Origin of the sequence: Microcoleus sp. S13_C3 (assembly GCF_036700905.1) — a bacterium.
Classification (GTDB): Bacteria; Cyanobacteriota; Cyanobacteriia; order Cyanobacteriales; family Microcoleaceae; genus Microcoleus.
Genome location: NZ_JAUBPT010000217.1, coordinates 1 through 10909, shown reverse-complemented (window position 1 = coordinate 10909; position 10909 = coordinate 1). Strand labels below are relative to the sequence as shown.

Below are 10909 nucleotides of genomic sequence, written 5' to 3'. Positions count from 1 at the left end.
GTCATAGCACCAGCGACCTCCACCAACCAAAGGCGCGGACAATCGGCCCTGTCACCGATCAGGGCAAGGTGGGGTCAGGGCTCCGCTTACCATAAACCCGTGCTCATCGAAGACTTACGGCTTGTTTGCTGGTCGGCTCGTTGGAAGGTGCTTATGCGGCGCGTGGCCTGAAATCACCACTGGCACGAATGCCGAAAGCTGCGGCAGTGCTACAGCTTTGGCTAGGCCGGTGCACTCGGAGCAGGCGACGCGAGATCAACGGCTGCGAAGCGCAAGGAGTAAATCGGCTGGCAACTGAGCTGGCACTCTCAAGGTAGGAATAGCTCGCCGCCATGATCGCGAGTTTAACATCATCATGCCAATTTGGCCTGCGACCGTCGCCGGTGGAAAACTCGTAGCGGCTTACGTCGGTAGCGCCAGTGCCATGCGATCGTCATAGCACTATGTTGAAACCAAACGCGAGGACCATCACCCTGACAGTGATGGGCACAAGGTGATTCAACGCCTACTTACCGCAATGGAATTACCGCAGTGACGAAAATGTTCCAATCACCTAACGTAGCCGGGCAGCGGCATAATTGTACTAACGGCGGCCTCTAAGACAAGTCGCTCACAAGAGCCGAGCCGCAGGCTACGATTTACAATGGCCTAAGTTTCAATGCGAGGTCAATTTTTAAAATTTCCGATCACCCTAACGCGGAACCGCTAATAAATCTGAGAACTCCAGGTGTCCAGCGCGAGCAAATTGATCATGAGCATCAAAGACATCATAATCGCATTCATCAAACAATTTAGCCAAACGTTCAGGCGATGACCCGTTAGCCTCCAGTAACGGACGAGAAAACTCAGATATTACAATTGGCCGGTGTCGCTTTAAGGTCTCACGCGCCCCTTCAAATACCAAGCCCTCTGCGCCCTCAACGTCGACCTTAATCAATCCCGGAGTTAAATTATGGGTTTCTACCAACGTATCTATCTTCTTGGCATCTATTGTTTCAGTCAAAGTCTTTTCGCCGATGACAGCCGGATGCACCACGTCGCCCATGGACGAATATTCCTCACGACCGGCAACTACATTAATAGTTGAAGTGCAATCCTTATCTGATATTAATCCGTTATACATTATAACTGCGTCTTCAACACCATTCAGATCAATATTATGGCTCAATCGAGCGAATGCTGCTCTAGTCGGCTCTGCTGCCAAGACACGACCTGAGGTCAACGACCTAGCTGCCAAAACTGTAAAGAAACCAACGTTTGCGCCCACATCGATCACATCGCGAACGGGATCCAAATGTTTCAGAAAAAGCTTGACGAGATCTCGCTCATATTCGCCTTCTGCCAGCAACCGGTGAAGCAAATGAGATTGTGGCCCCAGGACAAATTGGCCGTCAAACTCATCTACTTGGATGGTTACGTCCGACACCACCAATCGCTCTAGTCGCGAGAGCACATCTCGTGATTTAGCGCTCGTGTAATTTATCCACGCCCGCCTTGCGGAAATTGGCGCAGCGAGAAGCGAACGCGCCAATGGCGTCCTTCTGATGAAATCCTTCAGACTCACAACTACACTCCAATTCTTACCAGCGAAAATAGGTGAAAATAACCAACGGACAACTCCGCAGCCTAGTACTGCACCGAGATTTCTAGTAAAATCACCTGCAAGATAGGCCAGGGTTCAACGATCAACGATCAACGATCAACGATCAACGATCAACGATCAACGATCAAGAGATACATCGAAGATATATTTCGATAGACGAATCATTATGATACTAATTTCGTTAAATTCGTGAAAAAAAACAATCTGAAAATATACGCCCCCTACAAGCGCCCCACTTCAAACAAACACATTTCCCGAGGCGGCTCTGAACCAACATAATCAGTTATGCGCTCCAATGGATCCTCCGGAAATGACAAAGGCAATGAAAAGATATCAATTAGACGAAAATCACCGGTTATTATATCTTTATTCTGGAAATCGTTCTCAACTATGTGAGTAGTGGTCAAAAGATATCGAATATTCGATCGCGATATATTACGCTTTGCCTTGAGTATATCGGAGAAAGATAAATGAAACAAACAATCCCGAACAATAAGGAGATCGGCACTCGGCAACTCGTCGTTGGTAAGATCGATCTCCAGAAAATTTACTCTTTCGCTAGCATATCTGGCGTTATTATCAATAATCAATGAACCGACAATATCACCACCTGTATAATAAAGATTTTGGTTTCCTTCGATGACTAAGCGCATCCAGTTAAAGTCGCCACAGGGGACGTCTAGAACGCGCCTTATATCATATTTTTCAAATATCCTGGGCAACGCTGTCCTTAGACTTTCAGTAGCCGCCAAATTCGAACCGCTTCCGCTACCTGATTCCGGATCACTCCACAAGTTCTTTGAATATATCTCATTAAAGCGCTCCCTACTACTCTGTAGGCGAAGCATATTCCGGTAAATTGCGCGCTGTTTAAATTCGCTTGGTGATAGATAAGTAAACACGCGCTTCGCCGCAACGAACGGGCCTCGACTTCGAGCTAAATTTACAAACTTAGCAAAGTTTTTAATTTGCATGGTTATTTGCCTTATTGATCTATTGGTGTCACACTAGTGTAAGCCCAACTGCAAACCGACACTGCGGAATCGTCGAACCGTGATGACTTTGCGTTTTCCAGATTTACTCAACCTTTAACAGCAAATCCTTTTGCTTGAACGGCCTAAATATTGAGCTGGAGGTAAACAGCACTTTCAGAAAAAATGACTGAAAAATCGGTTATTAAATTGGCAATTTGCTTAAAGATAAACATAGGCCTTGTATCTTAGAGTATATTTAAGGACTGAGCCAAACTAAACATATCTGATCACTGTCCCATTATGTTCGTTGACGACTCGCCTTTTGGAGGGCTTTGTATCCTTGGAGACAATGCAATTTCTTTGAGAGTAAAGTCCACTGCGTCGCGATTAGCATTAATAGCTTGCACTTCGACCCAATAGTATCTGCACTGTGGAGCAAGAAGGTTCACTCGCCCGGTGGAACTCGATTTATCACGGATACTGAAACTAACTTTATCCATGATCGAACTATCTGTTGCACAAGTAAATGTTAGATCAATACGAATAGCCCCCGTTCCCGAGGATGACCGAGCTAACGTTAATCTAGCATCATAAACACCGCGAAAGTCCGTTATCAATCGGCGAGCCACAATACCACCCGCTCCGCCAAGGATGCTAACATCGAGCCCATCCGATTTGGAGTTCATATAGGCTCCCAGGTCACCCCGCTCTGGAGCCACAATCCAGAAGTACGGCTCAATTTCATCGTTTCTTATAAACGATAGATCGGCCCTCCGCGCTGTCTGGCTACTAGCCGTAAAGAGTTGAGGCCGCAATTTCCGATATAGCATTTCAGCCATCAGAAACTTACCTTCTAAAGTCAATTTCGACAATAGAATCGAATCATAGCGGTCGTCTAGGGCATATCCGCGGCCCGCCAGCCTGATCCTCAATTCAGCCGCATTATCCAATGTAAGATTGTCCGAAGTCGCCGCCTCCCAAAATTCTGGATGCCATGAAGATGGCCTTTGAAGAAGGCGAACAAATAGCGGGACAGAATTTTCTTGCCGCAAAAGCTGCACCAGTCGATTCAGTACGGTTGCACTCGCAGCATTTCTTCTTCGGAGAATGAGGTCATAGTTCTGGAGAGCTGCTGTCAGATCATTTTGACGCGCAGCATGGTCTGCTAGCCACGCCTGTGAAATTATTTGCCGGCGGCCCAATTTGACGTTTGCCTCAAATATTGACTGAGCCTGTAATTGCATGCCGTTCGCAGCTGTGTGAAGACCCAACACGGCCACAGCAAAGGTATCAGTGGGCTCCCGGTAAAATGCCTTACGGGCCCTACTAACAGCTTCAGGAGGTATTGCAGAGGGTAGGAGCCCATCCCCCTCAATAATGTTTTGCCGGATAATATCGTTAGCTGCACCACTTTCCGCCCCACCGCCGTGGAATGGGATTTTTACAGCCAAGACTGGCGAGGTACGCTCGACAGCGGTTGAAAAGGAATTAAGTCCAGATACGGCCGCTAGGGTAAGCCCTGCTCCCCATGTTAACCATCGACGCATACTAAAACCTCAATGAGGCTGGCGGTTTCTAAAAGCATCAGCGCCCGTCCGGGCCGCTGGGGGATCCCTCGGTTGCATCATTTCCATAGCCATAGCCATAGCCATAGCCATAGCCATAGCCATAGCTTGAGTTACGGCTATCTACTTTCGTAACAACCGCCCCGAAGATGTGTGCCCGGCCATTTCGCAACCGATCAATAGCCGTTTGGATCGCGCGGAGTTTCGATCCATTTGCTTCGATTATGTATACAATACCTTCAACACTGTTACCGAGCAATGGAGCGTCAGCGAGACCTAACACCGGCGGCGAATCGATTACAACATGATCGAATTCCGACAGCAATTTTTCTAGCATTAATTTGACCCGCCCATTGCTTAGAAGCTCAGCCGCATTGGGAGGGGCAGTTCCAGCCGAAATTATGCCAAGTGTTGGGTAGCGCGTAGCGTTGACGAACGAAATTATGTTATCGTCTCCAGCCAGGAAACTGCTCATCCCCGGGCTCAACGGCAAACCTGCTAAATTATGCTGGGTTGGATTGCGCATATCTCCATCGACGAGCACAACCCTTTTTCCAGTTCGAGCTAGTGTAATCGCTAAAGCGAGGGCGCTGGTGGACTTTCCCTCATTTGGCTGGGTACTTGTAACCGCGAACGACTTCGGGACTCCATGGTCTGTCAAAAATGACATAGCAGTCCGAATTGAGAGGAAGGCCTCCGACGCTATCGACTTTTGATCATCAAGACTTTGGACGACATCCGTATCCTGCAGGAAAGGCAGAATGCCCAACAAGGGAATCCTCAAAGATTTCCTCACAGCTTGAGGATCACGAATACTTTGATCAATCTGCTCCAATGCAAAGACGAATATGCCAGCAGCCGAGATTCCGCCTATCAGAGCGAGGGCCACATTGAGAAGTAGCCGCGGACTAGATGGTATGTCTGGAACCTGCGCTGGATCTACCACCGAAATGTTGCTGTTGCCTACACTGGCAACACCAATTTCTTTAAACCGCTGGAGCAAACCGTCATACAATTCACGATTTGTATCAACTTCGCGCCGAAGAATGTTATATTGTATTTCGTCTCGCTGCTGTGAAGCAAATCGTGTCTTCAGACTTGCGACGCGCTCAAAGAGATCACGCTCCCGCTTTTGGGCCGCAACATATTCGGTTTGCGCGGACCCACCGACTCGCGACTCCTCTTGACGAATGCTTCGGTCAAGAGCATCCAACTGCGCCTTCAATGCCAGAGCGTCAGGGTAGCCAGGCTCGAAACGTGAAAGAAGTTTTGAGTATTCTGCTGCAATTTCACCGCGCCTTTCACGTAGACCATTGATCGCGCTATTGGTCAGCGCAGCTTCGCTTGACTGGGAATTGCCTTGCAATCTGCTTCCGGCTCGGATGCGAGCTGCCGTGGCATCGGCAAGCTCCTCATTCAAGCTTTCCAGGTCTATTGCCACAAGCGTTCTCGGACCTCCGGATTGGCCCGCCGAACTGCCGCCAGTTAATGCTATGATTTCCTTGTTCGACGCGTACAGCACGAGATCGCGTTCAGACTCCTCTAATTTCGAACGCAGTTCCGCCAAACGCCGCTCCAAATAATCGCGTGCGTTTTCAGTAGATGCAAAACGACGGTCAAGGCTTAGCTGAATGAACTGACTAGCCCATGCATTCGCAATCTTCGCTGAAAGTTCAGGTGACGCACTTGTAAAGCTGATGTCGACCAGACTTGACCCTCTGATTGGCCGAACGACGACATTTTCAAGAAGCAACTCAACAACTTTGTCAAGTCTCTCCTGCCGAGCATCAGCACTTACAGGCCCGTCGCCACTGTCCTTAAAGCGCTCTGGGTTCACTCCGAAGCCCTCAAAAAAATCGGCATTGGTTGATAGCCGCAGTGAGCGCGCCACGCGATCAGCTAGCGTCCTAGCCTCCAGCAGACTATACTGAGTTTGGTAGAACTCTAGGCTCTGACCAATTTCCTTGGCTTCCACGCCTTCAACGTTCGTGACCTTATCCTCCGAGCGATTGATCTCGATACGAGTCACTGACGTGTATTGCGGAGTGGCGAGTAGAGTTGCGAGCAAACCCAACGCGATAAACACAGCAATAATTCCAGCGACAGGGAGACGCCTCACATAAATTGCACGCCAATATTCTAATAAAACCGGATTGCTTTCCATAGCATCAGATTCTGCCAGGCCATTCGCGCCGATCTCTTGATCGCCAAAATGTTCTGCGCTCCGTGTAAGCTGATTCATAAAGCGCTCTTATTATTGTTGAAGGAGGATGATAAGCGGAGTAACTAGGGCGGGAGCCACCTGTATCAAGTCCTTAAATAGCCTGCGCCCCGGTGAATCGCCTACCACCACGACATCGTTCGCAAATATTTCTGGATCTTCATAAGTACCATCACGGATAGCCTTAAGGTTGTATAAACCAGCAAATTTTTGACCATTTGCCGTACGGAACACTACGACGTCAGTAAGGTCGGCAAACTCAGACGTGCCTTCCGCCACAGCAATAGTACGCAGCAAGGTCATTCGGCCTACAACGGGATACAATCCAGGCTTTCTAACCTGCCCTTCGATCGTAACCACCTGACTTGTTGTCTCTTCCAAATTTATGGTTACTTGTGGGTTTCGTACAAACTGGCCACGAAGTCTGCTTTCAATTGAAACCGCCAGCTCGGAAGGCGTTTTCCCGCCGGCCTCTACAAGACCGATCAAAGGGAATAAAAAATTGCCCGACGCATCGGTCTGGACCTCGCGCTCGAGATCCGCGATCCCGAAAACGTCAACCTTAAGCTTGTCGAATGGACCGATCAAATATGGCCTATTAGCTGTCAACAAGTCGGCACCAGTTGGCGTCGGCATCTCTTGCTGCCGGATGACCGATGTATCCGCCATCACGTTCTGGAGCGGAGGCGTTGAGCTACACGAAGCTAGGGCAAGCGTCAGAAAGCTCAGAAAATATTTTGCGTCCATGGGTGACTTCTTATCGTTAAACGTTAGATTTCAAAAACGGTGCGAGGTTCAGTTGTTTGGGACGGGCGCCGGCGGCGGTTACGGTTCTTTGCGAATGCAGCAAGGTCTATCCAGCCCCTAGGCGCTAAGAGTGCGCTAGCCAATAACCCAAAAAAGGCCATAAGCGAGGGTACTCGCAGCGGATAGTCCGTTAGGCTCGCTATACCGATCAATACCATACTAACAAGCGCGGAGAGACGAAGCGCATACGAATGCGGATATCGTTTACGACCCTGCCAGGCCCCCAAGAAGGCACGCCCCCCTATCAGGCCGAACGCCAGCAAAATTGCTACGCCAGCGAAGCCAGCTTCAGCCAACAGCTGCAGATAATCGTTGTGAGCTTGGTTCATATACGGCTCACTCAAGGAAGAGTCAGGCTCGAAGCTATAGAAAGCCTTTTCAAAAGCGCCGAACCCAATGCCAAACGGAAGGTGCAGCGAAGCCATGTCAAAAATGTAGGGTAGCATCTGAATCCGGATCTCGGGACCTTCAGAATCGTCGAGCAATCGGTTAATCGCAGAACTCCGGCCTAAAGCTAGTGGAACCAGCAAAAACATCGGAGCCAGCAAAATTGCTGCTGCCACAACCGCCAGCTTGCGCCTGTTTGGGAAGCCCTTAGGCTCGCCCAAGGCTCTGCCCCCACTCTCTAAAGCGACATAAATCGGAACAGAGGACATAACAGCTAGGAGCCCGATGATCAGTCCGCTCCTCGATCCCACCATAGGCAAAATAAGCAAAATTAAGATTAAAGACGAAAAATACAGGACTCCCCGTGACTTGGCTCCGCCTTGCGATCGTTCAGCAATGAGGCCCAAAATTATTATTGGCACCAATGACGTCAAGAAAAATGCATGGTGGTTGCGATTGGCAAAGAGGCCTACCGCCGACCCTTTGTTAGTTATTTCATAAAAATAAAGCGAACTCTCTGCTCCAATTATGCCTTGCAGGATACCCAAGAACGCTGAGAGCACTCCTACTCCCACCAGCAAAATTAGAACTTGGCCGCGGCGTACGGGCGTTAGCAATGAGAACAGAAGGATTGCTGCCAATGGAACACTCATCGACATCAGACTATTCAAAGTTCGGGCTGGAGACAGCGTAAGCGGGCGCCAAATTTGATCGGCTCCGATTTCCACGCCGATATCCGCAATAGGCGATCGACCGGGAAGGGCCTTCCAGATCTCCGGCGGCAAAGGGACCATCTGCAATACCATGACAGCAGTTAGAGACAGCAACAACCAGATCGCTAACCGGATATCAGCTGTCCGGCCCCAAGCGCCCTGCGTCAGGGCATACGCTATTGCAATGAAAGCTGCCGGACGCAGAATCACAAGCGACGCGACGTCGCTACGCGAACCACCACCAAAAAAAAAGGCACACAGCAAAAATCCGGAAAAAATCCAAAAATGTTGGATTTCAGCCCCTGGCGAAGGCTTTTTGACACCAATGATAGCCATACAGCGAAAAACCCGCGTCCTTAAACAAATTTGACCTCCCTGTGGCCCAGAAGGGCAATAGATAGATTCTATGTTCCAGCCAACATAAAAAGCGATGCCACCCGATGCCCTGTTGGGTTCGAGCGACGCGTGGCATCAATAGCAAACATATGAACGCAAGTGCCGATCTTCGGATGCAAGCTGGGTGCACACCAGAACCCGGCAGATCAGCTCGACACCGTAAACCTAATTAATCTTTTCAATGAAGTCAGTCATCTACGGAACGAGCGCTAAAGGGAGCAGGCTCACTACGCGTGTCCAAGGTATTCCGACGCCTTGAGCAGGACCTCGTAGGCATTGCGTAGACCGCGATTCTCACATTCGAGCAGCTTGAGGAGATCAGCCATTTCGGTTAGCGCAATAGCGCATTTGCTGCTGTGGACCGCGGGCTTCTTCACCCACTCATGCAGCACCTGCATGATCCAAGGCCATCCAGACGGCGCTTGGCCGAACATCAGGTGCAAGTGCGTTTTCTCGTTGTGTAAGCGCTGTTTCCCGCCCACCTTGCATCCTTGGTTGATTGAGGCAGACGGTGGGTTGGATGGAAGACAACAACCAAACGAGCGCACTGGACACCCGCATTGGAATGGCTCGGGAGCCTATTGGCCGTCCGGGGGTTCTACGCAACATGGCTGGCCGCCGGCGTATTTGGACGCTGGAGCAGAAGCTGGCGATTGTCGCTGAGCTGGAGCGCTGCGACAACATCGCCGCGTTTGCGCGGCGGCCAGACATTCGGACATCGTTGCTCTACACTTGGCGGCGAGAGCTTAGATATGCAGTGGCGGCCCGCCAAGTCGCCGATATTGACGCCGATCATGCACCGATGTTCGTGCCGGTCGTGGCCGACAGTCCCAAGCCCAAGTCGAACGATGTTGCGATTGAGGTCGAGCTTGGCGGCGTCGTGGTCAGGATCGGACAAACAGCGAGCCCCTGACTGGCTGCAGCGGTGATTCAGGCTATTCATGTGCAACGTTGATCGGCCCTGGCCCTGGCACGCGGGTGATGGTTGCAACGCGGCCCGTGGATTTTCGCAAAGGTTCTGACGCGCTGGCCGCGCTCATCAGCGCTGAGTATGGCGGCGATCCCTATTTATGTCTTCCGGGCCAAGCGCGCAGACCAGATCAAGCTCGTCTGATGGGACGGGCCTGTGCCTGATGGCCAAGAGGCTGGAGTCCGGCGGCTTCAAGGGGCCCAGCATCCTGGACGGTGTGATGTGCGTTACGGCAGCCCAACCTGGCGCTTTGCTGGAGGGTCTCGACTGGCGCCGGGTGCGTGGCGGACGCCGACCGATAGCCCCGCAGATTGCCGGTTTACGGGGCTTTCTTCTGCTGATTCACTGCCGTCATGTTGATGGAAGCGGATCTGCAGAGGACATCGAAGCGCTACGTGCGCTGGCGCTCGAGCAGTCCCGCAAGTTTGCCGATGTGACGGTTGCCAAGGGCGATCGTCCCCGCAAGACCAACCGCGGCTCGCTGCGTGCGCACCTCGAGCGGATCGAGTAGATCATCGATATCGACGATAAGGCCTACCCGTGCTGCGGCGGTGGGCTGCACCAGATCGGCGAGGATGTTGCTGAACGCCCTGATGTCGTGCCGACCACGTTTCGGGTCCTGGTCACCCGTCGGCCTCGTTACCGCTGCCGCTCCTGCGAAAGCGCGGTCGTCCAAGCCCGGCACCAGTCCGTAGTGTCGAAGGCGGCATCCCTACCGAAGCCCTGATCGCTCAGGTGCTGGTTGCCAAGTATGCCGATCACTTGCCGCTTTACCGGCAGGCGCAGATCTATGCCCGCCAGGGCATCCAGCTGGATCGCTCCACCCTTGCAGACTGGGTCGGGCGGGCTGCCTGGTACCTTCGCCCGCTGCGTGACCACATCCTGGACCGACTGCGACGATCCGAACGGCTGTTTGCCGACGAGACGACAGCGCCGGTGCTCGATCCAGGACGAGGGCGGACCAAGACCGGCCAGCTATGGGCCTATGCGCGGGACGACCGACCATGGGGCGGTATCGATCCGCCAATGATCGCCTATGTCTATGCAGCCGACCGCAAGAGCGAGCGCGCCGAAGCGCACCTGGGTGACTTTGCAGGCATCCTGCAGGTTGACGGCTATGGCGGATATACCGCGCTTGCCAAGCGGCAGCAGCAGATCACCCTTACGTTCTGCTGGTCACACGTGAGGCGCAAGTTCGTAAGCGCCGACGGAAGGCCGCATTGACGTAGGCTATTTCGCCTTTCGTTGCCGCGGCGCCCATTTCTTTGCCAAG

At 51.7% G+C, this 10909-nt stretch carries 7 protein-coding genes and 2 pseudogenes; 3 read left to right on the top strand and 6 right to left on the bottom strand.

What is annotated here, in order from left to right; genetic code table 11:
- Positions 1 to 691: 691 nt before the first annotated feature.
- From QUA16_RS33560 to QUA16_RS33535, 6 genes are all read right to left on the bottom strand, one after another.
- Positions 692 to 1564 (bottom strand): FkbM family methyltransferase, encoded by an 873-nt coding sequence (locus tag QUA16_RS33560; protein ID WP_333157613.1) that lies wholly within the window; start codon positions 1562 to 1564, stop codon positions 692 to 694.
- Positions 1565 to 1824: 260 nt separating this feature from the next.
- Positions 1825 to 2577, bottom strand: a complete 753-nt coding sequence (locus QUA16_RS33555; RefSeq protein WP_333157614.1) for a class I SAM-dependent methyltransferase — start codon at positions 2575 to 2577, stop codon at positions 1825 to 1827.
- 287 nt (positions 2578 to 2864) lie between these two features.
- On the bottom strand, positions 2865 to 4028 hold the full coding sequence (locus QUA16_RS33550; RefSeq protein ID WP_333157615.1) for a tetratricopeptide repeat protein: 1164 nt from the start codon (positions 4026 to 4028) through the stop codon (positions 2865 to 2867).
- 133 nt (positions 4029 to 4161) lie between these two features.
- Positions 4162 to 6384, bottom strand: coding sequence for a GumC family protein (locus tag QUA16_RS33545; protein ID WP_333157616.1), 2223 nt, complete (start codon positions 6382 to 6384; stop codon positions 4162 to 4164).
- 12 nt (positions 6385 to 6396) lie between these two features.
- Positions 6397 to 7110, bottom strand: a complete 714-nt coding sequence (locus QUA16_RS33540) for a polysaccharide biosynthesis/export family protein (RefSeq protein ID WP_333157617.1) — start codon at positions 7108 to 7110, stop codon at positions 6397 to 6399.
- A 23-nt stretch (positions 7111 to 7133) separates the two neighbouring features.
- Positions 7134 to 8606 carry an O-antigen ligase family protein gene (locus QUA16_RS33535; RefSeq protein WP_333157618.1) on the bottom strand — a complete coding sequence of 491 codons (1473 nt, stop codon included), beginning with the start codon at positions 8604 to 8606 and terminating at the stop codon, positions 7134 to 7136.
- A gap of 580 nt (positions 8607 to 9186) precedes the next feature.
- On the opposite strand from QUA16_RS33535, the gene QUA16_RS33530 reads away from it, so the two are divergent.
- From QUA16_RS33530 to tnpC, 3 genes and pseudogenes are all read left to right on the top strand, one after another.
- Positions 9187 to 9579: a transposase gene (locus QUA16_RS33530; RefSeq protein WP_333157620.1), complete on the top strand. Its 393-nt coding sequence runs from the start codon at positions 9187 to 9189 to the stop codon at positions 9577 to 9579.
- A 157-nt stretch (positions 9580 to 9736) separates the two neighbouring features.
- Positions 9737 to 9907 (top strand): annotated as a pseudogene (tnpB, locus tag QUA16_RS33525) (IS66 family insertion sequence element accessory protein TnpB); the annotation flags it as partial.
- A 105-nt stretch (positions 9908 to 10012) separates the two neighbouring features.
- Positions 10013 to 10833: pseudogene (tnpC, locus tag QUA16_RS33520) on the top strand (IS66 family transposase); the annotation flags it as partial.
- Positions 10834 to 10909 lie beyond the last annotated feature (76 nt).

Coding starts and splice junctions, on each gene's coding strand:
- QUA16_RS33555 (WP_333157614.1), bottom strand. CDS start 2,577: ATGCAAATTAAAAACTTTGCTAAGTTTGTAAATTTAGCTCGAAGTCGA.
- QUA16_RS33530 (WP_333157620.1), top strand. CDS start 9,187: ATGGAAGACAACAACCAAACGAGCGCACTGGACACCCGCATTGGAATG.
- QUA16_RS33535 (WP_333157618.1), bottom strand. CDS start 8,606: ATGGCTATCATTGGTGTCAAAAAGCCTTCGCCAGGGGCTGAAATCCAA.
- QUA16_RS33540 (WP_333157617.1), bottom strand. CDS start 7,110: ATGGACGCAAAATATTTTCTGAGCTTTCTGACGCTTGCCCTAGCTTCG.
- QUA16_RS33545 (WP_333157616.1), bottom strand. CDS start 6,384: ATGAATCAGCTTACACGGAGCGCAGAACATTTTGGCGATCAAGAGATC.